Here is a 22,135-nt window from a genome sequence, read left to right on the forward strand (position 1 = left end):
CCGCCTCGACGACAGTCAGCCTCCGAGCCCGAATCTGCTGGATTAGTTCAAGACGATGCAATTCCTTCTGAGACATAACAATCAAACAAGACATGACGACTCCGAACACAGATGGCCTCGACCACGATGCACGTCGCTTGTCTTGCTTCCCAATGCTGACGTTCGACCAGCATCCCAAGAGGCGACGACTGTCGCGTCTCTAACTAGCCTATATGTCGCATTTCTAAAATGCCGCTACACGGACGGATTGCATAATGCGATTTATGGAACTAATCTTTTAGTGCGCCATCGAGCTTTAGTGCCAACCATCGAACATTGATTTAGTGTCTACCGCAGCACACGATGCTGCGAACGAGATACTTTCGATCTTGCCCGGCCTCCATCCCGCCAACTCCGAAAACAAACCGCGGTTGAACCCGCTGATCGGAAAATCAGCCCATGCGTTCCGACGCATAGCTTCCCGGGCTTGCCGGAAACACCACAGTGCGGTTGCCGTTGATGAAGGTGCGGTGGTGGATATGGGCGTGCACGGCGCGGGCCAGAACCTGGCTTTCGACATCACGGCCGATCGAGACGTAATCCTCCGCCGACTGCGCATGGGTGATGCGGGCGATGTCCTGCTCGATGATCGGGCCTTCGTCGAGATCGGCGGTCACATAATGCGCCGTCGCACCGATCAGCTTCACACCGCGCTCATAGGCCTGCTTGTACGGGTTGGCACCCTTGAACGACGGCAGGAACGAGTGGTGGATGTTGATGATCTTGCCCGACATCTTCTGGCACATCTGGTCCGACAGGATCTGCATGTAGCGGGCCAGCACGATCAGTTCCGTGCCGGTCTGTTCGACCACATCCATGATCCGGGCTTCTGCCTGCGGCTTGTTGGCCTTGGTGACCGGGATATGATGGAACGGGATGTCGTGATTGACGACGACCTTCTGATATTCGAAATGGTTGGAGACGACACCGACAATCTCGATCGGCAGGGCGCCAATCTTCCAGCGATAGAGCAGGTCGTTGAGGCAATGGCCAAAGCGCGACACCATCAAAAGCACCTTCATTCGATGCTCGCTGTCGAGAATATCCGCTTCCATGCCAAAGCGGGTCTTTACCGCCTCGAAGCCGGCCTTCAGCTTGTCGAGCGTGGCACCTTCCTGGCTGATGAAGGTCAGGCGCATGAAGAACAGGCCCGTCTCCATATCGTCGAACTGCGAGCTGTCGGTGATGTAACAACCCTCGTCGGCCAGATACCCGGTAATCGCCGCGACGATTCCACGGGTGGATTTGCACGATACGGTCAGAACGTAGTTTCGCATTGTATGTTTTGCTTTCGTGACTTTGCAGATGTGCAAGTTTTGAATGTTCACGGCGCTGCCAGCTTGCAGACGCGCGCCGCAGTCATGTTCCGGTGAGGAACGAACGAGAAGCCGCTGGCGTGGAATTATGTCAGCGACTGCAGGAACGCTTCCAGTTCCAATGCGTCGATACCGACCAGATGCGATTTGGCGGGATAGGCGCCAGATTTGACATCGGCCACATATTCGCTGAATGCGGCGATGCGCTCCTGTTGCAGCCGGTCATATTCGGCGGCAAAGTTCCGATAGGTCTTGGCGTGACGCGGAACATGGCCTCTGTTGGCGCCGAGCACATCGTCTGCAAAAAGATATTGCGCGTCACAGCCGGTGCCCGCGCCCATCGACAGCATCAGCATGGTGGTGCGTTGGCTGATCGCCGCCGCGACCTCGCCCGGTACGACTTCGATCTCTGCGGCAAACGCCCCTGCCTCTTCGAGAGCCTTGGTCTGCCGCCAGATTTCGAGTGCGTTGATCGACGTCTTGCCGACCGGGCGGAAACCGCCGGTCCAGGTCGCTTTTGAAGGAATGAGGCCGACATGCCCGCAAACCGGGATACCCTCTTCTCGCATGCGGCGGACGGTCGAAAGACCGGCGGCGCAATAGACCGCGTCGCCACCGGCTTTCAACGCCTGGAAAGCGGCGCGAATATACTCATCTGCCGTGACAAGATCGCCATATTCGAGACCGGGAAAGGCAAAGACGGACGGTGCCGCCTCGCGGAAGACAGGACTGAGAAGCGATGGCGGTAAGGAGACGAGATCGACCCCTCCCCGTTCGGCGGCCTCTGCCTCCTCCAGTGTCTCGACGCGCAGCATGCTCAGCTGACGTTTGCCCTTCATCGAGAGAAGGTCGGCGACGGTTGGTCGGCGGTGTCTCATGGCATATTTCTCCGTTGCCGCAGCGGCCTAGGGCGGTCGCGGCGGTTTGGTTCTGTGTCGGGTCCAGCGGCCCTCAGGCCACTAGCAGCGTCTTCAGCTTGGTTTCCGGCGCGGCGAGCACGGCCGGATCTGGATGGATGCCAGCTGCAATCATCATTTCGGCAAGGCGGATATCGCGGGCAACCGTATTGCCGGTACCGATGCCGCTGGCGGCGATCAGTCGGCCCTCGACATCGAGATGGAAGAGAATGAAGGCGCCGCAAGCCATCTCACGGCGGACGGTCTGGACCGCGCCATCGGCAAGACCAGCAATCTGCAGCGTCAAGTTGTATTGGTCCGACCAGAACCAGGGAACGGCTGTGATCGTCTCTTCTGCCCCCAGCAGATTGGCGGCGGCAAGCTGGCCCTGGTCCTGGGCGTTACGCCAGGCTTCCAGCCGCAGGCGGCGATTCCCATAATGCGACAGAGGAAAGGAGCAGCAGTCGCCTGCCGCAAAGATGTCCGGCACAGATGTTCGCAAACATGCGTCAACGGCGATGCCGTTGTCGATAGCAAGTCCGGCATCACGGGCAAGCTCGACGTTCGGAACGGCGCCGATGCCGACAACGATCAGGTCGGCGGCAATCGTGCTGTTGTCTTCAAGCAGGATTGTCGCGCTGTTATGGCTTTCTTCCAGACCCCGGATCTTGGCGCCGCACAAGATGTCGACACCCTCGACCTTGTGCCGTTCGGCGACCACAGCAGCGAGTTCTTCCGGGACGCCGCGGCTGAGGATGCGGGGCAGGCCTTCGATCAGCGTGACACGCGCGCCGAGCTTGCGCGCGGTTGCCGCCAATTCAAGGCCGATGAACCCGCCGCCGATAATGGCAAGATGGGTGCCGGGCTGCAGGGCGGCGCGAATGACAACGGCGTCACCATGGGTTCGCAATGTGCGGACGCGCGTCTCGGACACTGCCGCAATTGGATTTTGGCCCGGAAACGGGCGCGCGCGCGCGCCGGTCGTCAAAAGCAATTGGTCATAGGCGAGGTTGCGGCCATCGGACAAGCGCACCGTCTTCTTGAGCGGCTCGATATTTTCTGCGCTGATGCCGGTCAAGACCGTAATGCCTGCTTCTAGATAACGGGCAGAATCGGAGACCAGCTTGGGCGCATGGCCGAGCAGCAGCGCATCCTTTGACAGCGGCGGGCGCTCATAGGGTAGATGTTCCTCGGCGCCGACAAGGGTGATCTCTCCCGAAAAACCCTTTTCGCGCAGACAAAAAGCTGCACGCGCGCCGCACTCCCCTGCCCCGATGATGACGATATGGGTCATGGTTCGTCCCTCACCCGAGTGAAAGGAAGACGCTGCCGGATTCAACCTTGACCGGATAGGTCTTGAGGTTGACACATACAGGGGCACCCTTGGCTTCGCCGGTCATATAGCTGAAGCGGCCGTTATGCTTTGGACATTCGATGATGTCGTCCATGACAAGCCCATCGGCAAGGTGGATTTTCTCGTGGGTGCAGAGTCCGTCGGTCGCAAAGAACCGGTCGTCTGGGCTGCGGTACACCGCAAAGGTTTTGCCGTCGTGGTCGAAGCGGATGACATCCTCTTCGTCGATATCGTCCGTTGCGCAGACTTCCACCCAGTTGCTCATCGTTTCCTCCATTCAGTTTTGGTGTTGATACCGCTCTATTCGGCGGCGATTGGCTCGGCGTGAAATTCCTCGCGGTATGGCCTGGCCGTCGGTGGAAGCTCGCGCTTGAGAAAAAAATCTTCGTTTCTCAGCTGCCGCAGGAAGGCTGGGATCATCTCGCAGTAGCCCTCCAGCATCGACCTGTTCGGGGCCGGCAGGTCATGCTTGATCATCTCATGCAGCTGGGGCAACGCATGATAGGGCACCATCGGGAACATGTGATGTTCGACGTGATAGTTCATATTCCAGTACACGAACCGGCTGAACGGGTTCATGTAGACGCTTCGGCTGTTTAGGCGGTGGTCAATAACATTGTCGGCAAGGCCGCCATGCTGTAGAAGCCCGGTCAGGACATGATGCCAGGCGCCATAGAGCCGCGGCAGTCCTACCAGCATCAGCGGCAGGATGGAGCCGAGGTAAAGTGCCAGAACAAGCGTTGCCCCATAGATCAGCATCCAGATGCGGGCGACACGGATGACACGAGGCTGCTCCTGCTCAGGGATGAAGGTTTTTTCGGCCGGACTGATGATACCGGCTGCGTTGCGCACCATGTCAATCATCGCATAGCCAGCATCCAGCAGGCCGAAGAAATTGAGCACCAGCCTGAACAGGTCCGGGGGACGCATGACGGCAATTTCGGGATCGCGGCCGACGATGACCGTATCCGTATGGTGGCGGGTGTGGCTCCAGCGCCATGTCACCGGGTTGCGCATGATCATGAAACAGGCGATCTGGTAGACAGCATCATTCATCCAGCGCGTCTTGAAGGCAGTACCGTGGCCGCATTCGTGCCAGCGCGAATCCGATGCCGACCCATACATGACGCCATAGATCAGAAAGAACGGCACGCACCACCAGGAGCTCCAGAAATAGACGCCGAGTGCGCCGGTGAAGACCATACTGCCGAGCCAGATTGCCGTATCGCGGATGGCCGGGCCATCCTCGCGCTTCATCAGCTCTTTCATCTGCTTGCGTGGAATATCGGTGTGATACCATTCGGCGGCGGCAAGTCCGCTGTCGACGGCGGCCTGAGCATCGCGCCCGAGCAGGCTGTAGTCGCGTTTCGTGGCAACCTTATCCATTTTATCCTCCCGCCCTCCGGTCTTGGCCTATGCGATCAGAATAGGTTGACTTTCATTGCAGCTCAATGCAGCCTTGATGTAATCTATCAAAACACATCACAGCTTTCATACTGGAATGATGGTTTCTATCAGGAGAACCGATGAGTGGACGCCCGACCATTACCGATCTTGCCAATGCCGCAGGCGTGAGCGTCGCCACCGTTGATCGCGTTCTAAACGGCCGCCACAAAGTTCGGGAGGAAACTGCGCGTCGCGTTTACGATGCGGCCAAGACGATCGGCTACCATGCCGTCAGCCTGTTGCGTCAGAGGGTCTTCGAGGATCTGCCGCAATATAAGCTGGGCTTCATCCTGCAGAAACCGAACCAGCATTTCTATCAGTCACTGTCCAAGGAGATCGAGGCTGCAGCCCTTTCGGCGCCCGGCGTACGCATCATTCCCCAGATCGACTACAATATGAGCGCAACGCCGACGGCATTGACGGAAAAGCTCAAAGCTGTTGCCGCCCGCAACCAGGCGGTGGCACTTGTCTGCCCGGACTATCCGGCCGTGACGGCGGCGGTGGAAGGCCTACGGGAAAAGGGGATTCCCGTTTTTGCAGTCCTGTCCGATTTCGCCGTCGGCGTGCGTGAGGGCTATGTTGGGCTCAACAACCGCACGGTTGGGCGCACCGCGGCCTGGATGATCGCCAAAGTGGCGCGTAAGCCGGGCAAGGTCGCAACATTCATCGGCAGCCACCGTTTTCACGGCCATGAACTACGCGAGATCGGCTTCAGGTCTTATTTTCGCGAGAATGCGCCCGAATTCGAGGTACTGGATACGCTGGTCAACCTGGACACCGCCGAGATTACCCATGAGGCAACCGTAAATCTCCTGCAGCGGCATCCCGATCTCATTGGCTTCTATGTCTGTGGCGGCGGCATGGAGGGTGCGATCACGGCGCTGGCGGAAGAGAAGCGTGCCGGAAAACTGCTAGTTGTCGTCAACGAACTGACGCCTGAATCGCGCGCTGCGCTTGCAGAGGATCTGGTAACCATGGCAATTTCCACACCCGCCGCACCGATCGCACGCGAACTGATCGGGCAGATGGTCGCCGCCATCGATCGCGGTATCGGCAGCATTCCCGGCCAGACATTTTTGCCCTTTGATATTTTTACGCCGGAAAATATCTGATCGGGACGACACGCAAATGATAGAATTCCCTCAACCCGTTTCCGCTTTCTTTCACGAATGACAGAGAAATGATGCGTTCTGCTTTGACTGTTCTGCAATAAGCTGCTGATCCTCAGGCCCTTAGGGAGAGATTTGCAACCGGGCCGCACGCTTCAAAAATCGAGCGGGCCCGTCCTCCCCGGCCCGTTCATTTTGCAGGAGGAAGCAACAACGATGACCACCCTTTCATTCGCGCTCAATCATATGACGGCTCCGGCACTTTCGCCGGACGCCTTTTTCGGCTTGGCGGCATCGCTCGGCATTGCAGCCGTTGAAATTCGCAACGACCTCGACGGAAACGCCATCATCGACGGGACCCCGGCCGGCGAGATCAAGGCCCTAGCTGAAAAGCACGAACTAACGATCATCTCCATCAATGCCTTGCAACGGTTCAATGAGTGGAACGAGGCCCGCGCCGGCGAAGCGCAGGACCTCATTACCTACGCGCGCGATTGCGGCGCCAAGGCGCTGGTTCTCGTCCCGGTCAATGACGGCAGCGGGCAGGCCGACGGCGAGCGGCAGGCCAACCTCCGGAGGGCGCTGAGCGCGCTGAAACCGATGCTGGAAGATGCAAGGATTACCGGCCTTGTCGAGCCGCTTGGCTTTGAAATCTGCTCGCTGCGTTCCAAAACCGAGGCGGTGGAGGCCATTCGCGCCGTTTCAGGAGAGAATAGGTTCAAAATCGTGCATGACACGTTCCATCATCATCTGGCAGGAGAAGAAAAATTCCACCCTGAGATGACTGGGTTGGTTCATATATCCGGCGTCGCCGATCCGGACGTCAGCGTGAGCGCCATGCGCGATCCGCACCGCGTTCTCGTCGATGCCACCGACCGGCTGGACAATGCCGGCCAGATCCGGACGCTGCTGGAAAAGGGATATGCCGGTCCATTCTCATTTGAGCCATTCTCATCGGAGGTCCATCAATCCGCCGAAATCAAGGTAGCGGTTCGCGAGAGCATGCAGTTCCTTTCGGGCAAGGTATGAAGGAAACGTGTTTCGGGCCGTTTTTTTCGCACGAGTGACGATTGGAACTCCCTTGACGTTCGAACCAGAAAATGGAATAGTTATTCCGTATTAGCAAACTAGTGGTTTGTTTATTCTGTTTTGATCTTGGGCGGCCTTGGGAGAGGCAACTTACGGGAATTGGGCGTCACCGGGAATGGGGCGCCTCCGGCTTGTGGAGGGTGGTCGCCGGTCACCGTTTTGTGGAGGAACTACATCATGAAGAAAATGATTATGGGCGCAGCTCTGGCTGTGATGATGTCGACAGCGGCTCATGCCGAAAACGTTGGCGTTTCGATGGCCCTGTTCGATGACAACTTCCTGACCGTCTTGCGCAACGGCATGCAGGATTATGCAAAGACGCTCGACGGCGTCACGCTCCAGGTCGAGGACGCGCAGAACGACGTTGCCAAGCAGCAAAGCCAGATCCAGAACTTCATCGCTGCCGGCGTCGATGCCATCGTCGTCAACCCGGTCGATACCGATGCGACTGCCGCCATGTCGAAGATCGCTGCCGATGCCGGCATTCCGCTGGTTTACGTCAACCGCGAGCCTATCAATATCGACACGCTCCCGGAGAAGCAGGCTTTCGTTGCATCCAACGAACTAGAATCGGGCACGCTGGAAACCCAGGAAGTCTGCAAGCTGCTCGGCGGCAAGGGCAAAGCGGTCGTTATGATGGGCGAGCTTTCCAACCAGGCCGCCCGCATGCGCACCAAGGACGTGCACGACGTTCTGGCAACCGACGCCTGTAAGGGGATTACCATCGTTGAAGAGCAGACGGCCAACTGGTCGCGCACCCAGGGTGCCGACCTGATGACCAACTGGCTTTCGGCCGGCCTGGAATTCGACGCTGTTATAGCCAACAATGATGAGATGGCCATCGGCGCCATTCAAGCACTGAAGGCTGCCGGCCGGCCGATGGACAAAGTCGTGATTGGAGGCGTCGACGCCACGCAGGACGCTCTTGCCGCCATGGCAGCAGGTGATCTCGACGTTACGGTGTTTCAGAACGCCGCTGGCCAAGGCAAGGGTGCACTTGACGCTGCCTTAAAATTTGCTCGCGGCGAAACAGTCGAAAAGAAGGTTTATATTCCTTTCGAACTGGTCACCCCAGCCAACCTCAAGGACTATCAGGCGAAGAACTGAGCCAGATCACCAGGGCGCGCTCATCCGCGCCCTGGACTGCCCGGTTCCGTGACGACCGGCGCATTGCGATGCGCAACGAAAGCCAAAAGGTGACCGTGCCGCTCAATGGCGCAGGTCCCGGACATTTAAGGCGACAGGGAGGCATCAACACATGGTCAGTCCGACAACAATGGCAGCCGTACGTGCCAGTGGCGCCGTACCCAATGCCGAATATCTTCTCGCTGTTGAAGGCGTACGCAAGGAGTTTCCGGGCGTGGTAGCGCTCGATGACGTGTCGTTCCGGCTAAAGCGAGGCACGGTGCATGCACTGATGGGCGAAAACGGCGCGGGCAAATCGACATTGATGAAAATCCTTGCCGGCATCTATACGCCCGACAAGGGCGAGGTAAAATTTAAGGGTGTCGATATCCAGCTGAAATCACCTCTGGATGCGCTGGAAAACGGCATCGCGATGATCCATCAGGAGCTTAACCTGATGTCATTCATGACAGTCGCCGAAAATATCTGGATCCGCCGCGAACCCCTCACCCGGTTCGGGTTCGTTGACCACGGCGAAATGAACCGTAAGACGGCTGAGCTCTTTAAGCGCCTGAACATCGCACTTGATCCCCAGGCAGAGGTGCGTGATCTTTCGATCGCCAATCGCCAGATGGTCGAGATTGCAAAGGCAGTGTCTTATGAGTCCGACGTGTTGATCATGGACGAGCCGACATCGGCGCTGACCGAGCGCGAAGTCGCCCATCTCTTCACCATCATCCGAGACCTGCGCAGCCAGGGCATCGGCATCGTCTACATCACCCACAAAATGAACGAGTTGTTCGAGATCGCTGACGAGTTCTCGGTGTTCCGCGACGGCAAATATATCGGCACGCATGCTTCCACGGACGTGACCCGCGACGACATCATCAAGATGATGGTCGGCCGCGAGATCACCCAGATGTTCCCCAAGGAAGAGGTGCCGATCGGCGATATCGTTCTATCGGTGAAAGAGCTCTGTCTCAAAGACGTCTTCCACGATGTATCCTTCGACGTGCGCGCCGGCGAAATCCTTGGCGTGGCCGGTCTTGTTGGCTCCGGCCGTTCGAATGTGGCAGAAACACTGTTCGGCGTCACGCGGGCAAGCTCGGGATCGATCGAAATTAATGGCAAGCCGGTGAAGATCGTTTCACCGACCGAAGCGATCCGCAACCGTATGGCCTTCCTCACCGAAGACCGAAAGGAAACCGGTTGCCTTCTCATCCTCGATGTTTTGGAAAACATGCAGATCGCGGTGTTGCAAGACAAGTTCGTCAAGATGGGCTTCGTCGATCAGAAGGCGATATCAAAAAAGTGCGAGGAGATGGCACGCAAGCTTAGGGTCAAGACGCCGAACTTGCAGGAGCGCATTGAGAATCTCTCCGGTGGCAACCAGCAAAAGGCATTGATCGGCCGCTGGCTTTTGACCAACCCTCGCATTCTCATTCTCGACGAGCCTACGCGTGGCATCGACGTCGGCGCCAAGGCGGAAATTCACCGGCTGGTGACGGAACTCGCTCGCGATGGCGTTGCCGTTATCATGATCTCGTCGGAAATGCCGGAGGTTCTCGGAATGAGCGACCGCATCATGGTGATGCATGAAGGTCGGGTTACGGGCTTCCTAAGTCGGGCGGAAGCAACCCAGGTCAAGGTAATGGAACTTGCAGCGCAGTGATGGCGCGCTTTTACAAATACCATCAGGGAGGACAGACATGAGCACGAAGATAGAAGCCTCGGCCGCAACGGCATCGCCGTCGACCAGCAAGCGGCGTATCCCGCCGGAATTCAATATCTTCCTGGTGCTGATCGGCATCGCAATGGTTTATGAGGTGCTTGGTTGGGTGTTCGTCGGCCAGAGCTTCTTGATGAATAGCCAGCGCCTGACGATCATGATCCTGCAGGTGGCCGTCATCGGCATTATCTCAGTCGGCGTCACACAAGTGATCATCACTGGCGGCATCGATCTTTCCTCCGGTTCCGTTGTCGGCGTCACTGCGATGATTGCCGCGAGCGTCGCCCAGTCATCGACCTGGCCGCGCGCTCTTTTTCCTTCGCTAACCGACCTTCCCGCCATCGTGCCGATCGGGCTGGGGCTCGCAGTTGGTCTTCTTGCCGGGCTGATCAACGGTTGGCTGATCGCCAAGACGAAGATACCCCCCTTCATCGCGACGCTGGGCATGATGGTCTCTGCGCGTGGTTTGTCGAAGTGGTACACTAAGGGCCAGCCGGTATCAGGCCTGACGGAGCAGTTCACCTTTATCGGAACGGGCATCTGGCCGGTTATCGTTTTCCTTGTCGTGGCTCTCATCTTCCATATCGCGCTTCGCTATACCCGCTACGGGAAGTTCACCTACGCTATCGGCGCCAATGTTCAGGCGGCCCGCGTCTCCGGCATCAATGTCGAGGCGCATCTGATTAAGGTCTATGCTATTGCCGGCATGCTGGCAGGTCTCGCCGGTGTCGTCACAGCTGCCCGTGCCCAGACAGCGCAAGCCGGCATGGGCGTGATGTACGAACTCGACGCTATCGCCGCCGCTGTCATTGGTGGCACATCACTTGCCGGCGGCGTCGGGCGGATAACCGGCACGGTCATCGGCACAGTCATCCTGGGGGTGATGACCTCCGGATTTACGTTCCTGCGGGTGGATGCCTATTACCAAGAAATCGTCAAAGGCATGATCATCGTCGCTGCGGTCGTGGTCGACGTTTACAGGCAGAAAAAACGCAAGACGGTTTGACGGTCTGCAAGACAGGTGGCGAGGATAACTGACATGAAATCATTGGGCGTCGGCTTGATCGGCACGGGGTATATGGGCAAGTGCCACGCACTGGCGTGGAACGCGGTCAAAACAGTCTTCGGCGACGTCGTCCGCCCGAGGCTGGTGCATTTGGCTGAAGCCAATGTCGAACTTGCCACCACGCGCGCCGATGGTTTTGGCTTTGAAAAGGCAACCACTGACTGGCGTCGGCTTGTGGATGATCCGGACGTCGATGTCGTCTCGATAACTACGCCCAACCAGTTCCATGCCGAGATGGCCATTGCGGCACTCGAAGCCGGCAAGCATGTCTGGTGCGAAAAGCCGATGTCGCCTGAATTTCCCGATGCGCAACGCATGCTCAAAGCCGCCGAGGCTTCGGGCAGGGTTGCAATTATGGGCTACAATTATATTCAAAACCCGATCGTGCGCCATATGAAGACGATGATTGATGAAGGAGCGATCGGTATCGTGAACCATGTCCGTGTCGAAATGGACGAGGATTTCATGGCCGATCCTGAGGCTGCCTTCTTCTGGAAGAGCGAACGGACGGCGGGCTATGGTGCACTGGATGATTTTGCGGTGCATCCCCTGTCGCTGCTCTGGTATCTTTTCGGCCATGTCCGTTCGGTCATTGCCGACATGGCGAAACCATACGCCGACCGGCCCTTGAAGGACGGCGGGCGCAGGGCGGTCGAAAACCACGATGGCGCCAATATCCTGATGCGGCTCGACAACGGTATCTCTGCCGTGCTGATGGCAAACCGCGCCGCTTGGGGGCGAAAGGGGCGCATCGCGCTACAGATTTATGGATCCAGAGGCTCGATCCTTTACGATCAGGAACGCATGAACGAGCTCGAAATCTATCAGGCCGAAGGCAACACCACTGAACAGGGCTTTCGCCGTGTCCTGGCGGGCCCCGCTCATGCGCCATACGGTCAGTTCATTCCGGCGCCGGGACATGGCCTCGGCTTCAATGACCTGAAAATCATCGAGTGCCGCGAACTGATTCGCGCCATTGGCGGCGAACCATTTTCGGCGATCGATTTCAAGGAGGCGTTACGCATCGAGCAGACCGTCCACGCCATGGCACAGTCGTTTGATCAAAAAGCATGGATCGACGTCAATGAGGGCTTTCGGTCAAATGCAGCACCGCCTCAATTCCGCCCTTCGTAGCTCCGTAAGTCCATGACCATTCAGGTAAGTTTTCCATTTCCTAGCCCGCGTTATAACAAAAACAAATTAGCTGCGTGATCTTCTTGACCAGTCGCGTGGACGCCATCGTCAGTGGTTTGGCGAAACCTGGCTCACATCGCGGTAAGGAAGTCTCGGGCCGTGCCCCAACTGAATGAGACAGGTCACTTTGAAAGGAATCGAACTGGCAGCGATCATGTTTGGGGAACTCAATATTCTTCAACTGCCTTTCCCCTGACAGTTAAAGACGTCTTGACTTTTTGGCTGCAGGGCCGGATCCGGCCCTGCTGGGGTGCCTTGGATCAGAACTTGACCAAATTTTGGAACACAAGAGCGTTTCTGGCCTGAATAAGGCGACCACCTTCGGCAATCTTGCCAATTTCGATTGGTGCAAACCCAAGATCATGCGTGAGCAATGCGACAGCCGCGCTCGCATCGCCGTGATCGCTGGAAATGAATATGACACGGCGACCGCCAGCCGGCACAGGCGCAGTCAGGCCCTGCATGGGAAGCTGGTTAAATGCTTTCACCAACTTTGCACCCGGAATGCGATCCGCATTTACCTCCGACGACAGGCGGCCTTGCAGCTCGCGCTCCTGGACCTCTGGTGGAAGAAATGCCGAGTTTGTCACATCCACCACAATCTTCCCTGACCAGTCGCTACGCAGTTTTCCGACATCCTTGAAGTTCAAAAACTGAACAGCGAAGAAAATGATGTCCGCGTCCAACGCGTCCTCTATAGCAGACGGTTTGACGGCATCGCCAAGGCCGTCGATCGAGGAAGCGACTGCTGACAGGCCTCGTGTGTTCGCGACCCGGACTGGGATTGAGTTTTTTGCGAAGAAGCCCGCCAACGTTAGGCCAACGCTACCTGTTCCTATGATGCTGTATGTCATGATGTTCTCCACTATGGTGCAATAGTTGCAAAAGGCGAGACGCTGGGACGAGCGGCGGCCGAAGAAGCGAGTTCGCCGAATTCCTCGACGGCCTGCTCGCCATAGTCGCCAGCGCGGGCACGCCCCGCGAGGATGAAATCAACGTCTACGATCCCTATCCAGCCGAGAACCTGCCGCAGGTAGCCGCTTGCTTGATTGTATTTCTCGACTGGAGAGCCGGGCGAGAAATCGCCACCACTCGCGAGGATGATGTTTGCCTTCTTGCCAATGAGAAGACCGTTGTTGTCGGACGACACGGTCACGCCTACACGCACGATATGGTCGATATAGGCTTTCAGGACGGCTGGGATCGAGAAGTTGAACATCGGGGTACCAATGACGATCTGATCCGCTGCCTTTAGTTCTGCAACCAGGTCATTCGACACCTTGATTGCCGCGATGCTTTCCGGAGAATGCGTTTCTGGTGGCGTGAAAGCACCCATGATCCAGGGGAGATCGACGAACGGAAGGTTCGTCTTCATAAGATCGCGGACAATCACTGTCCCGCTGGGGTTTTCGACCTTCCATCGGTCGACGAAGACGGCGGTAAGCTTGCGGGATGTAGAGAAGTCGTATCGAGGACTTGCTTCGATTACTAGAAGGGTGGGCATATCGAACCTCTGCGGTGTCTGTCTCAATGCTGCGATGGTCGGGGACGAAGGCTTGGCTTTGAATAGCCTTAGGACCTTCTCGAACCATCGGCCCGATGTGGTGAGGACATTCGTTTGTTGAGCCATCGGATGGCCTTCCAAGTTAAGAGTGGCGACGTCGTGAGAAGTATTTAGGCGCTTTATCTTATCTATGTAATTGACGTAATATCGCTGCTAACGATCTACTCTTTGGATAAGCCAATGCTTGACAGCGTGACTATCAACCAGCTTCGTACCTTCGTGGCCGTGTGTGATGCCGGGAGCTTTTCCGAGGCGGCGAAAAGCCTTCGTCGTGCGCAGTCTGCGGTCAGTCATGCCGTCTCCGCGTTGGAAACGGCGCTGTCTGTCGAACTTTTCGAACGCGATACGCGGCGCGCAACGCTTAGTCCCGCGGGCAAGAGTTTACTTCCTGACGCAAGGGCTGTTATCGCGCGCACCGAAGAGATGAAGACACGCGCCCGTTCGATCTTTAAGTCAGGCGCGCCGCAACTCTCGATCGCCGTCGATGTCTATTTTCCACGCAAACACTTGATCGCATGCCTGCAACAGATCAGCCTGGAATCGCCCACCGCGGTGGTGAACCTTCGAATGACGACGATGCAGGGCGGAGAGGCATTGGTTCTTGAAGGCGAATGCGTGTTCGCGGTTACCGCCGCTGATGTTCCGGAGTTGAAACCGAGCGCGATCGAGAGGCACCGACTGTGCGATGCAGTCATGGTGACCGTCTGCGCCCCATCGCACCCACTCGCCAGTTTCGATGGTGCGGCGTCGCGGGACGAATTCGGCCGGCATGTCCAGATTGTCGTAACCGACAACCAGCCCAATGCTGAGAAATCGTCTGTGTCGGTCGCTGGCGAAAGGCGTTGGATGGTCAATGAATTGGGAGCAAAACACGACCTGCTCAAGGCTGGATTAGGCTGGGGACATATGCCAGAAGACCTCGTCGCCGACGATCTCGCCAATGGAACGCTCGTCGAGGTCGATCGGTATGCATGGCACCTTCGCCCATTGACATTCATGGTCTCGCGCAGAAGAGGCCATACGCCGTCTCAAACAGAAGACCAGTTAATCACCATGCTTTCTGGCGTGAATGTGATCGAACAACGAAGTTGACGAATTATAATCCGCGCGGTGTTCGCTCGAGCCATCAATGTAATGCCATTGCTCTATCGTTGGCAGACAGCTCATGGCTCTCGCAACGAAGAATCGAACCCTGATCGAGCACCCTGCCCCTCGCCCGCATGCTGCCACTAACGGCCGAGATGTCCGACCATCTCCGCCACGAGTATGGGTATCCCTGAAATCTACGCCTTGGTGCTAACAACAGCCCGTTGATTTCATTGGCATCCCACGAACGTTAAGTCTTACCTTCCCACCGGCGCGTAAAATGCTTTGATTCCGGAGTTGCGGATGGGTGGCAAAATTTTCGACATCATTCTTTATCTGTTCGTCGGTGCGCGGCCGTAGTCGCTATTTCGATATCACTTAGCACATCGATCGCGAAGCTTTTCGGATGGCCTTGACTCTCCCTCAATCAAGAACATAATAGGAACATCCACGGCGGATGCGGAACGCCAATCTGAAATTTATGCACGTTTGATCCATTGCTCCGGCGATGGAAAAGGATAATCCATGCCTACGATCAGCGCCGCCGCGCATGATATCCAATTTTCCGGCCCGGTCGATGATATCGCCGCCGCCCTCGCCTTCCATAGTGGCGACGTGCGCGCCACCATTGGAACCCTTCTGGCTGACATTAAGTTTCTGAAGGAGCAGCTGGCCGTCACGCAGATTGGCATGAGCATCGGGTTTACCCGTGGTTGGCAGCCGAGCTTCGAACGGGACTTTGTAGAGGAGAATGCTCATGCCTGACAATCTTGAATGTGTCGACCGGCAGTGGGAAAGCCGAAGTATCGCTTCGATATTGGTCGCCGAGGCAATCGACAGTTTGATGGCGCAAGGCCTGGGCGAGCACGACGCCATCAGTGCCCTTGAAGATGTTCTTCAGATTCGGCGCATCACCTTCAATATGCAGATCGCGCAGGATTGATGTGAGTCGCTACGACGAGATCAGGACGGAACTACTGGATATCCTGCAAGGGCTCGGAACTGAAGCTACAAGTCTTTACGGTGTGGGCGTTCCCATGGTTGGCAAGGGTTTCGGCGAGCACGAGATTGTTAACGCCCTGATAGCTTTGGATCAAGAGAAGCTCATAGAGCTGCTGCCGGGAAACCAGGTGCGGGTCCTACCCGGCCAAAGTCGTCAAATGAAAGATCGACCATGAGCGACGACAGGTCAAATGTTCACCCCAACTCTCCGGTGCATTTCGAGCACTGGTGCGGTCATGAGGGGTGCGTGAAGTGGGGATCGTTCGGGAAAGAGCGCGGCAGCGGAGAAACTGACTGGCGCTGCATCGAGCATTTGGCGACAGACTACTGGAATGGGCTGTCGGAGGCGCGGAACTGAGGGGGATGTCGTGGCGTATTATCCAGCTGGGGAAATCCTCGCCGCCGCAAGGAGTTACCAAAACAACTTTCCTTTTGCTTCACGGAGGCGCATTTTGCCGCCCTCAATCGTAAATGGGGCCGGGCGACCTTGGACAAATTTCTCACGGGAAGGAGTGGACAGCGATGTCCCCGAAGATTGTACAACACGATTATCGATGGCTACCAACTTACTTCTCGCCCGACTATGATTTTGTAGGCTACGACGGCGAGAGAAAAATCGGAAGAGTGACGCTGGAGGGAAGGCTGGGCGCGGAAGGTGCGTGGCAGTGGTCAAACCGAACCCGAGATGACATCAGCCGGCTCGGGGTCCGCCAGGGTTATGCAGCATCCAAGGAACTTGCAGTCCAGGCGGTGGAGCATCTCGATCAAGAACCGCTGGACGCTGACACAGGGACGGTAACGAAATAAGCCAAGTCGCAGTCCACCCCGCGAAACCGGATGCGCGGGGTGGTGAGGTCGCGCCGCACTCACGGCCAAATCAATACCACTTTCGGTTTAGCTCAAGCATCCCTCATTCGGGGGATTAGTGAGATAGCCCTAAACTTTCACCGGATTGCCTTTGGATTGCTGCCGCCAGAGCGGCACGGCGCTCTTCGGGTAGCTTTAGAATGAAGGTATCCATATCTCGACCGAAGTTAGACCAAGCTTTGTCGCCCGCTTCCCCTCGTTCGATTACGCCGGCTGTCTCCAGATCGGTCCGATCCATATTGACGCGGGCAAGAGAAATCTGCAGCAAATCCGTGCCAGTGATCATCGACCTACCCCCTGCTGACTAAGGTTCCACGTTCCGTGAGTTGATTGTTGCGGCGCGAGGTCAGGCTCGGCGGCCTCTTCTTGTTCAAGCAACTTGTGATAGCCAGCCTCAATATCCTGTGCGATGCCATCTGCATCGTACAGATATCCGTCGGTTCCGCCGTCGGTCTCTATGATAGCAGCGATCGAGTTCATCACCACGCGGCCGAGGTGCTGCAAGGCGTCTCTGTGACGATCCGCGCCTGTATTCGCGAATTCCCGGTTGGCCTCATCCAAGGCCTGTCGCATGGCCTGGAACGACCCGTCGATATGGAGTTGCGCATTCATTGCATCACCCTCCTGTCATGGGATTGCGGAAACAGACTCCTTCAACGCAATACCCGTGGATTGGTTCATCTTACTATAGACAGAATGCTAAATGCCACAATTGATTCGCGTATTAACCGGAACAAACGTACTCTGCCCTCATGGGATCCGCGCTCATCGGGAGATCAATATGGCCGGACGTGCTCTTTGGAAGGGTTTTCTGAAGTTTGCCGAGATCAGTTCCCCTGTTGCGCTGCATAGCGCTGCGTCTACATCAGAGCGCGTGAGCTTCAACACCCTCAACCGAAAAACTGGCAACCGCGTGAAGCGCGAATATGTCGACATAAACACTTGGAAGGTCGTTGAAAAAGAGGATCAGATCAAAGGCTATGAGGTCGATGACAATCGCTACGTTTTGTTCGAGCCGGAAGAGCTGGCCGCAGCTGTCCCCCAGAGCGACAAGACGCTCCGAATTCAGTCCTACGTGCCGGTTGGCGAAATCGATGACCTTTACTTTGACAAGCCCTATTATCTCCTTCCCGATCGGATCGGCGAGGAAACGTTTGTTTTGATCCGCGACGCAATGCGGGAATCCAACGTCGGGGCACTTGCCCAGGCAGTGCTTTTTCGACGGCTTCGAACAGTTTTGATCCGCGCTCACGGCGATGGGCTTATCGCGACCACTCTGAACTTCGACTATCAGGTGCGCTCGGCGAAGGACGCATTCGCCGATATCCCGGCGTTGAAGATTGAGGGCGAGATGCTCGACTTGGCAAAGCACATTATCAAAACCAAGGCGGGCTTGTTCGATCCTCGAACCTTCGACGATCGATATGACGCCGCACTGGCCGAGCTCGTGAAGTCGAAGCTGGAAGGCAGGTCGGTTGCGGTGAAGAGACAGCCAAAGGTCAAGCCTTCAACCAACCTCATGGAAGCGCTACGCATGAGTGCTGGCTTTGGATCGGCGCGGGCAACCAAACCCCGGGCAGCTGCAGCAAAGCGGGCAACTCCGGCGGCACGGCCGGCTGCTCGCAAGAAGGCGGGCTAAGCCATGGCCGTCAAACCATACTGGAAAGGCTATCTGAAACTATCGTTGGTCACCTGCCCCGTTGCCCTATCTCCCGCCACCAGCGACAGCGAAAAGGTGCGCTTTCACACCATGAACCGTGCGACCGGCAATCGCGTTGCCTCTCGTTATGTCGATAGCCTCACCGGTAAGGAGGTTGATCCGGACGATGAGGTGAAAGGATACGAGCGCGGCGAAGGCGATTACATCGTTCTTGAGGAGGAAGAGCTGGACGCGGTGGCTCTTGAAAGCGTCCGGACTATTGAGATTGATCTATTCACCCCGCGCGACTCCATCGAGTGGATCTGGCTGGAGAAGCCGCACTACCTCGTTCCCAATGACAAGGTCGGGGAAGACGCTTTCGCCGTCATCCGCGACGCCATGCGCTCAGAGAATGTCGTCGGGATTTCCCGCCTGGTGTTCGGCCAGCGCGAGCGCGCTGTGATGCTTGAGCCACGTGACGACGGCATCGTCTTATGGACGCTGCGCTACGGCGATGAGGTGAGACCCGCGGAAGAGTATTTCTCAAACATCAGGGCGCAACCCGAGGGCGGCCTTGCCCCTCTGATGAAACAGCTGATCAAACAGCAAACGAAGAAATGGTTACCAATCACGGATCCAATCCAGGATCGCTTGCTTGAGCTGATCGCTGAAAAGAAGAAGGCGATGAAAAAACCTGAGAAATCGGCTGTGAAGAAATCTCCGACCGGGCCCAAGGACAACGTCATCGACATCATGGCTGCGTTGAAGCAAAGCTTGGAAGAGAGCAAGCGGCGCAGCAGTTAACCCGGCGCGCCATGCTGTGGAACAAACGAGATCAAACTCCAGTTCTGCACGATTGGAGGACAAAAATGATTAATACGCCCAAATATCCGGTATCCCACGAGGATCGTCATCTGCTCTGTCAGGAAGAGGTTGAGGGATCCCTGCAAGATATACTCGATCGAGCAACGACCCATGGCTGGGGCACGATCGAGACGATCAACGCCATGGAAGAAGTTTTGAAAAATCTGCGCATTATGTACACGGATCATCCCAATCCCGACGAGGACGCGGCAGACAGCGGCGATGCTACCGATTTCGGTGCGTTCCCCTCAGCCGACAGGTTGGTCAAAGCATATGTGGATGAGAGCAAAAAATCATGACCCTTTATGCGTGGACGATTTCGAAACCCGGCCGACAGGATATCAAAAAGGTCAGCGATCTGGACGAACTTCGAGAGTATCTGCGCGTACTGGATCTTCCCGGCGTAGCGCCGCCAGAGTTCGTCTCGCTAGATGCCGAGGTGCATGATCACGGCACCTATACCCATAACGGGGGTATGGACGAATGGTCGATGACGTGGACAAAGGTTGATGACGAGACTGAGGTTATCGATTGAGCCAAGTTCGGACAACATGAGGTGGCTCCCTACAGCTGTTGATCGACTTGAAGCCAACACATCATCAGTCCATATTGGGTCACAGAGCTCGCCCACAGGATTTGACCACGGATGTACTGGCACTTGCTCTGCGGCGACTGGGTAAGGTCGGTAAAAGGTGGCCTTTTTCTTTGACCGGCCCACTGCTCGGCCAGCGGCCGCACCGCGTTGTATGAGTTAAGCCTCGGCATCGCCTCAGGACAGTGCCGAGACCGCTGTATGCCCTCGTGGCAGAGACTGGCCATTTGAGTGGGAGCAATTGTTCGCCAGAAACTCGATTGCGACTGATAAGCCACCAGGGGAAACGGCCGAATCTGTTGGAGCAGGAACAAAAGGCCCGCCGTGGGTGCACAGCGGGCCAAAGGGTTAGGTGATAAAAATTGCCGCGCGTACTCGATGCGGCATATTCATAACCTCGAAAATACGGGAAGGTTCCGCGACGTGCTTTTCACTCTCCCGTGCTACGCAACACAAACTGTGATCGAGCGCTGTCGTGGAGCAAGGTTGATGGCGAGCCTGGGGTAATTGGTTGACGCCATATCCGTTTACGTCCGAATGCCAACGAAGGCATTCAACGTGATGCGCGCCCGCGAGAAACAAACGCGATGCAGGGAGCAGCCGGCAAGCGACTGTGGGATGGGTTTGGCGGATGTTCCAAATAGACCGGCATTGGCAATGCCATTAGACGGGCTGGTTTTCCTTAACGCGCGCCAGTGACGTGGGAGATTTCACAATCCATTCGCCTGTTCGGACTTTCGTTGTGAATTAAGCGATATCCGGGCCGCTCGGCGGCTGCGCGTATTTTCGGGTTTACGGGCGATCAAGTCCTTTGGGGCCGGAGACAGACAGTCCGTTGTCAAAATTGTCAAAGCAGGACACATCCGGAACCTCGGTGCAGAGATTTGCGATCGGCCGAGCTGCGGTGCACGTGAAGCTCTCCGGCGTCGGTTACCTCGATGGCGTCTTCCTTTTCTAGAAATGAGCGTTCTGAAAACTTCGATACAAGATTGGCTCCTGAGCCGCGACCTTTCAGTCCCAAATGAAAAGAGAACGGTCAGGCTCGACTAAAAACCGAGTTCGCTGAGCGCGGCATGATCATCAGGCCGGCGACCAAGCGGCCACTGAAAGCAACGGTCGTCGGCGCGGATAGGCAAGTCGTTGATGCAGGCATAGCGCTTTTGCATCAGGCCGCTGCCGTCAAACTCCCAATTCTCGTTCCCGAACGATCTGAACCAGTTCCCGCTGTCGTCGTGCCATTCATAGGCAAACCTAACGGCGATACGAGTGTCGCTAAACGCCCAGAGTTCCTTGATCAAACGGTAGTCGAGCTCCCGCCGCCATTTTGCCGAAAGGAACGCCACAATCGCTTCCCTCCCAGTGACAAACTCCGCACGGTTCCGCCACTGGCTGTCCACGGTGTACGCTAACGCAACCCTAGCTGGGTCACGGCTGTTCCATCCGTCTTCGGCAAGCCGCACTTTCTCGACTGCGCTTTCGAACGTGAATGGGGGAACTGGTGGTCGCGGAGCTTTGCTCATCTTCAAGGTCCTCCCAACTGGGCTCGCAACGTCGCGTTTTCTGTTTCCAATCGCTGCAGTCGCTCACGAAGAGGGGCGACTGCCTGTTCAACCTGCTGTTCGGTGTAGCGCGGGGTGATGTGCTGAGGGCAGTTCCAGTCGTACGCCTCAAGCCGAAGCCTGAAAATCGCCTCTGCTCGGCCTTTGTAGGTGGGATCGGACACGAGTTCGGTGAGGCCCTGGTCGGCGCCGAGCGTCAACCGCTCAACGTGGACATATATTTTGAGCCGAGCCCGTCGCACGTAGTCCATTACAAATAGACAGGCCCGATCGTTGGCGGCGAAATTGCCGGCACTTATATATTGGCGATTCCCCCTGTAGTCGGCAAAGGCCAATGTTTGCTGATCGACGATCTTGAGGAAGCCGCCTTTTCCTCCACGATGTTGAACATACGGCCAGCCCGTTTCGGAGACGGATGCCATATAAAAGCTGTCACATGCCGCGATGAAGGCGACCTCCTCTTCTGTGAGAGCGTCTGGCCGGCTGTCAGAACCCAACCGGATCTGTTCCACACCCATGTCCGCCTGAGCGGCTCTGACGCGCGGCGTCACAGCAACCTCAAGGAAGCGATATGACATCATTAATCCCCTGTTCCGGCA

26 protein-coding genes are annotated in these 22,135 nt (G+C 56.8%); 14 read left to right on the forward strand and 12 right to left on the reverse strand.

Annotation, left to right across the window (positions count from 1 at the left end):
- Positions 1-431: 431 nt before the first annotated feature.
- The 5 genes from purU to ACP7E6_RS22605 form a co-directional block, all read right to left on the reverse strand.
- Complete coding sequence (purU, locus tag ACP7E6_RS22585; RefSeq protein ID WP_426231956.1) at positions 432-1,316, reverse strand: formyltetrahydrofolate deformylase; 885 nt, start codon at positions 1,314-1,316, stop codon at positions 432-434.
- 125 nt (positions 1,317-1,441) lie between these two features.
- The gene (locus ACP7E6_RS22590; protein ID WP_426231957.1) at positions 1,442-2,233 is read right to left on the reverse strand and encodes a 3-methyl-2-oxobutanoate hydroxymethyltransferase; all 792 of its coding nucleotides are present in this window, start codon (positions 2,231-2,233) and stop codon (positions 1,442-1,444) included.
- A 73-nt stretch (positions 2,234-2,306) separates the two neighbouring features.
- Positions 2,307-3,545: an NAD(P)/FAD-dependent oxidoreductase gene (locus ACP7E6_RS22595; RefSeq protein ID WP_426231958.1), complete on the reverse strand. Its 1,239-nt coding sequence runs from the start codon at positions 3,543-3,545 to the stop codon at positions 2,307-2,309.
- A gap of 10 nt (positions 3,546-3,555) precedes the next feature.
- Entirely contained in the window at positions 3,556-3,870 is a 315-nt protein-coding gene (locus ACP7E6_RS22600; protein ID WP_426231959.1) for a MocE family 2Fe-2S type ferredoxin, read from the reverse strand.
- Between the two features lie 35 nt (positions 3,871-3,905).
- On the reverse strand, positions 3,906-4,991 hold the full coding sequence (locus tag ACP7E6_RS22605; RefSeq protein ID WP_426231960.1) for a fatty acid desaturase family protein: 1,086 nt from the start codon (positions 4,989-4,991) through the stop codon (positions 3,906-3,908).
- Positions 4,992-5,131: 140 nt separating this feature from the next.
- Between ACP7E6_RS22605 and ACP7E6_RS22610 the strand changes: the two genes are divergently transcribed.
- The 6 genes from ACP7E6_RS22610 to ACP7E6_RS22635 all read left to right on the forward strand — a co-directional run bounded on the left by ACP7E6_RS22610 (position 5,132) and on the right by ACP7E6_RS22635 (position 12,303).
- Positions 5,132-6,163: a LacI family DNA-binding transcriptional regulator gene (locus ACP7E6_RS22610; protein ID WP_426231961.1), complete on the forward strand. Its 1,032-nt coding sequence runs from the start codon at positions 5,132-5,134 to the stop codon at positions 6,161-6,163.
- Between the two features lie 213 nt (positions 6,164-6,376).
- Positions 6,377-7,189: a TIM barrel protein gene (locus tag ACP7E6_RS22615; protein WP_426231962.1), complete on the forward strand. Its 813-nt coding sequence runs from the start codon at positions 6,377-6,379 to the stop codon at positions 7,187-7,189.
- A gap of 237 nt (positions 7,190-7,426) precedes the next feature.
- Positions 7,427-8,356 carry a sugar ABC transporter substrate-binding protein gene (locus ACP7E6_RS22620; protein ID WP_426231963.1) on the forward strand — a complete coding sequence of 310 codons (930 nt, stop codon included), beginning with the start codon at positions 7,427-7,429 and terminating at the stop codon, positions 8,354-8,356.
- Between the two features lie 151 nt (positions 8,357-8,507).
- Positions 8,508-10,046: a sugar ABC transporter ATP-binding protein gene (locus ACP7E6_RS22625; RefSeq protein ID WP_426231964.1), complete on the forward strand. Its 1,539-nt coding sequence runs from the start codon at positions 8,508-8,510 to the stop codon at positions 10,044-10,046.
- A gap of 37 nt (positions 10,047-10,083) precedes the next feature.
- Positions 10,084-11,109, forward strand: a complete 1,026-nt coding sequence (locus ACP7E6_RS22630; protein WP_426231965.1) for an ABC transporter permease — start codon at positions 10,084-10,086, stop codon at positions 11,107-11,109.
- 33 nt (positions 11,110-11,142) lie between these two features.
- A complete protein-coding gene (locus tag ACP7E6_RS22635) occupies positions 11,143-12,303 on the forward strand; it encodes a Gfo/Idh/MocA family protein (protein ID WP_426231966.1) in 1,161 nt (386 codons plus the stop codon).
- A 320-nt stretch (positions 12,304-12,623) separates the two neighbouring features.
- On the opposite strand, the gene ACP7E6_RS22640 is transcribed toward ACP7E6_RS22635, so the two are convergent.
- Both ACP7E6_RS22640 and ACP7E6_RS22645 read right to left on the reverse strand, forming a co-directional pair.
- Complete coding sequence (locus ACP7E6_RS22640) at positions 12,624-13,217, reverse strand: NADPH-dependent F420 reductase (RefSeq protein WP_426231967.1); 594 nt, start codon at positions 13,215-13,217, stop codon at positions 12,624-12,626.
- A gap of 11 nt (positions 13,218-13,228) precedes the next feature.
- Entirely contained in the window at positions 13,229-13,993 is a 765-nt protein-coding gene (locus tag ACP7E6_RS22645) for an FMN-dependent NADH-azoreductase (protein WP_426231968.1), read from the reverse strand.
- Positions 13,994-14,107: 114 nt separating this feature from the next.
- Between ACP7E6_RS22645 and ACP7E6_RS22650 the strand changes: the two genes are divergently transcribed.
- Complete coding sequence (locus tag ACP7E6_RS22650; RefSeq protein ID WP_426231969.1) at positions 14,108-15,019, forward strand: LysR family transcriptional regulator; 912 nt, start codon at positions 14,108-14,110, stop codon at positions 15,017-15,019.
- A 417-nt stretch (positions 15,020-15,436) separates the two neighbouring features.
- Here ACP7E6_RS22650 and ACP7E6_RS22655 read toward each other — a convergent pair whose 3' ends face one another.
- Entirely contained in the window at positions 15,437-15,772 is a 336-nt protein-coding gene (locus ACP7E6_RS22655) for a hypothetical protein (protein ID WP_426231970.1), read from the reverse strand.
- Here ACP7E6_RS22655 and ACP7E6_RS22660 point away from each other — a divergent pair.
- The 3 genes from ACP7E6_RS22660 to ACP7E6_RS22670 all read left to right on the forward strand — a co-directional run bounded on the left by ACP7E6_RS22660 (position 15,771) and on the right by ACP7E6_RS22670 (position 16,822).
- On the forward strand, positions 15,771-15,956 hold the full coding sequence (locus tag ACP7E6_RS22660; protein WP_426231971.1) for a hypothetical protein: 186 nt from the start codon (positions 15,771-15,773) through the stop codon (positions 15,954-15,956). The genes ACP7E6_RS22655 and ACP7E6_RS22660 overlap by 2 nt on opposite strands.
- 1 nt (position 15,957) lies before the next feature.
- The gene (locus ACP7E6_RS22665) at positions 15,958-16,191 is read left to right on the forward strand and encodes a hypothetical protein (protein ID WP_426231972.1); all 234 of its coding nucleotides are present in this window, start codon (positions 15,958-15,960) and stop codon (positions 16,189-16,191) included.
- Between the two features lie 346 nt (positions 16,192-16,537).
- Positions 16,538-16,822 (forward strand): hypothetical protein, encoded by a 285-nt coding sequence (locus ACP7E6_RS22670; RefSeq protein WP_426231973.1) that lies wholly within the window; start codon positions 16,538-16,540, stop codon positions 16,820-16,822.
- 115 nt (positions 16,823-16,937) lie between these two features.
- Here the strand turns inward: ACP7E6_RS22670 and ACP7E6_RS22675 are convergent, their stop codons facing one another.
- Together ACP7E6_RS22675 and ACP7E6_RS22680 are read right to left on the reverse strand one after the other, a co-directional pair.
- Complete coding sequence (locus tag ACP7E6_RS22675) at positions 16,938-17,168, reverse strand: hypothetical protein (protein WP_426231974.1); 231 nt, start codon at positions 17,166-17,168, stop codon at positions 16,938-16,940.
- A complete protein-coding gene (locus ACP7E6_RS22680) occupies positions 17,165-17,494 on the reverse strand; it encodes a hypothetical protein (protein WP_426231975.1) in 330 nt (109 codons plus the stop codon). Before ACP7E6_RS22680 ends, ACP7E6_RS22675 begins: the two co-directional genes overlap by 4 nt.
- Positions 17,495-17,663: 169 nt before the next feature.
- On the opposite strand from ACP7E6_RS22680, the gene ACP7E6_RS22685 reads away from it, so the two are divergent.
- The 4 genes from ACP7E6_RS22685 to ACP7E6_RS22700 all read left to right on the forward strand — a co-directional run bounded on the left by ACP7E6_RS22685 (position 17,664) and on the right by ACP7E6_RS22700 (position 19,920).
- Positions 17,664-18,521, forward strand: a complete 858-nt coding sequence (locus tag ACP7E6_RS22685; RefSeq protein WP_426231976.1) for a Ku protein — start codon at positions 17,664-17,666, stop codon at positions 18,519-18,521.
- Positions 18,522-18,524: 3 nt separating this feature from the next.
- On the forward strand, positions 18,525-19,325 hold the full coding sequence (locus ACP7E6_RS22690; protein ID WP_426231977.1) for a Ku protein: 801 nt from the start codon (positions 18,525-18,527) through the stop codon (positions 19,323-19,325).
- 65 nt (positions 19,326-19,390) lie between these two features.
- Positions 19,391-19,684 (forward strand): hypothetical protein, encoded by a 294-nt coding sequence (locus ACP7E6_RS22695; protein WP_426231978.1) that lies wholly within the window; start codon positions 19,391-19,393, stop codon positions 19,682-19,684.
- Positions 19,681-19,920 carry a hypothetical protein gene (locus tag ACP7E6_RS22700; RefSeq protein ID WP_426231979.1) on the forward strand — a complete coding sequence of 80 codons (240 nt, stop codon included), beginning with the start codon at positions 19,681-19,683 and terminating at the stop codon, positions 19,918-19,920. The genes ACP7E6_RS22695 and ACP7E6_RS22700 overlap by 4 nt, the downstream gene beginning before the upstream one ends.
- Before the next feature lie 1,103 nt (positions 19,921-21,023).
- Here ACP7E6_RS22700 and ACP7E6_RS22705 read toward each other — a convergent pair.
- Positions 21,024-21,497, reverse strand: a complete 474-nt coding sequence (locus tag ACP7E6_RS22705) for a DUF1348 family protein (protein ID WP_426231980.1) — start codon at positions 21,495-21,497, stop codon at positions 21,024-21,026.
- A gap of 2 nt (positions 21,498-21,499) precedes the next feature.
- Complete coding sequence (locus tag ACP7E6_RS22710; RefSeq protein ID WP_426232123.1) at positions 21,500-22,114, reverse strand: pyridoxamine 5'-phosphate oxidase family protein; 615 nt, start codon at positions 22,112-22,114, stop codon at positions 21,500-21,502.
- Positions 22,115-22,135: the final 21 nt, after the last annotated feature.

The sequence above is a fragment of the Pararhizobium sp. DWP3-4 genome, from assembly GCF_049898205.1.
Lineage (GTDB): Bacteria > Pseudomonadota > Alphaproteobacteria > Rhizobiales > Rhizobiaceae > Pararhizobium.

What these genes read in the sequence shown, in the direction of transcription:
- ACP7E6_RS22605 (WP_426231960.1), bottom strand. Translation starts at nt 4,991, where the DNA reads ATGGATAAGGTTGCCACGAAACGCGACTACAGCCTGCTCGGGCGCGAT.
- purU (WP_426231956.1), bottom strand. Translation starts at nt 1,316, where the DNA reads ATGCGAAACTACGTTCTGACCGTATCGTGCAAATCCACCCGTGGAATC.
- ACP7E6_RS22630 (WP_426231965.1), top strand. Translation starts at nt 10,084, where the DNA reads ATGAGCACGAAGATAGAAGCCTCGGCCGCAACGGCATCGCCGTCGACC.
- ACP7E6_RS22700 (WP_426231979.1), top strand. Translation starts at nt 19,681, where the DNA reads ATGACCCTTTATGCGTGGACGATTTCGAAACCCGGCCGACAGGATATC.
- ACP7E6_RS22660 (WP_426231971.1), top strand. Translation starts at nt 15,771, where the DNA reads ATGCCTGACAATCTTGAATGTGTCGACCGGCAGTGGGAAAGCCGAAGT.
- ACP7E6_RS22650 (WP_426231969.1), top strand. Translation starts at nt 14,108, where the DNA reads ATGCTTGACAGCGTGACTATCAACCAGCTTCGTACCTTCGTGGCCGTG.
- ACP7E6_RS22670 (WP_426231973.1), top strand. Translation starts at nt 16,538, where the DNA reads ATGTCCCCGAAGATTGTACAACACGATTATCGATGGCTACCAACTTAC.
- ACP7E6_RS22620 (WP_426231963.1), top strand. Translation starts at nt 7,427, where the DNA reads ATGAAGAAAATGATTATGGGCGCAGCTCTGGCTGTGATGATGTCGACA.
- ACP7E6_RS22635 (WP_426231966.1), top strand. Translation starts at nt 11,143, where the DNA reads ATGAAATCATTGGGCGTCGGCTTGATCGGCACGGGGTATATGGGCAAG.
- ACP7E6_RS22710 (WP_426232123.1), bottom strand. Translation starts at nt 22,114, where the DNA reads ATGTCATATCGCTTCCTTGAGGTTGCTGTGACGCCGCGCGTCAGAGCC.
- ACP7E6_RS22695 (WP_426231978.1), top strand. Translation starts at nt 19,391, where the DNA reads ATGATTAATACGCCCAAATATCCGGTATCCCACGAGGATCGTCATCTG.
- ACP7E6_RS22675 (WP_426231974.1), bottom strand. Translation starts at nt 17,168, where the DNA reads ATGATCACTGGCACGGATTTGCTGCAGATTTCTCTTGCCCGCGTCAAT.
- ACP7E6_RS22590 (WP_426231957.1), bottom strand. Translation starts at nt 2,233, where the DNA reads ATGAGACACCGCCGACCAACCGTCGCCGACCTTCTCTCGATGAAGGGC.
- ACP7E6_RS22645 (WP_426231968.1), bottom strand. Translation starts at nt 13,993, where the DNA reads ATGGCTCAACAAACGAATGTCCTCACCACATCGGGCCGATGGTTCGAG.
- ACP7E6_RS22600 (WP_426231959.1), bottom strand. Translation starts at nt 3,870, where the DNA reads ATGAGCAACTGGGTGGAAGTCTGCGCAACGGACGATATCGACGAAGAG.
- ACP7E6_RS22625 (WP_426231964.1), top strand. Translation starts at nt 8,508, where the DNA reads ATGGTCAGTCCGACAACAATGGCAGCCGTACGTGCCAGTGGCGCCGTA.
- ACP7E6_RS22705 (WP_426231980.1), bottom strand. Translation starts at nt 21,497, where the DNA reads ATGAGCAAAGCTCCGCGACCACCAGTTCCCCCATTCACGTTCGAAAGC.
- ACP7E6_RS22685 (WP_426231976.1), top strand. Translation starts at nt 17,664, where the DNA reads ATGGCCGGACGTGCTCTTTGGAAGGGTTTTCTGAAGTTTGCCGAGATC.
- ACP7E6_RS22655 (WP_426231970.1), bottom strand. Translation starts at nt 15,772, where the DNA reads ATGAGCATTCTCCTCTACAAAGTCCCGTTCGAAGCTCGGCTGCCAACC.
- ACP7E6_RS22615 (WP_426231962.1), top strand. Translation starts at nt 6,377, where the DNA reads ATGACCACCCTTTCATTCGCGCTCAATCATATGACGGCTCCGGCACTT.
- ACP7E6_RS22595 (WP_426231958.1), bottom strand. Translation starts at nt 3,545, where the DNA reads ATGACCCATATCGTCATCATCGGGGCAGGGGAGTGCGGCGCGCGTGCA.
- ACP7E6_RS22690 (WP_426231977.1), top strand. Translation starts at nt 18,525, where the DNA reads ATGGCCGTCAAACCATACTGGAAAGGCTATCTGAAACTATCGTTGGTC.
- ACP7E6_RS22640 (WP_426231967.1), bottom strand. Translation starts at nt 13,217, where the DNA reads ATGACATACAGCATCATAGGAACAGGTAGCGTTGGCCTAACGTTGGCG.
- ACP7E6_RS22680 (WP_426231975.1), bottom strand. Translation starts at nt 17,494, where the DNA reads ATGAATGCGCAACTCCATATCGACGGGTCGTTCCAGGCCATGCGACAG.
- ACP7E6_RS22610 (WP_426231961.1), top strand. Translation starts at nt 5,132, where the DNA reads ATGAGTGGACGCCCGACCATTACCGATCTTGCCAATGCCGCAGGCGTG.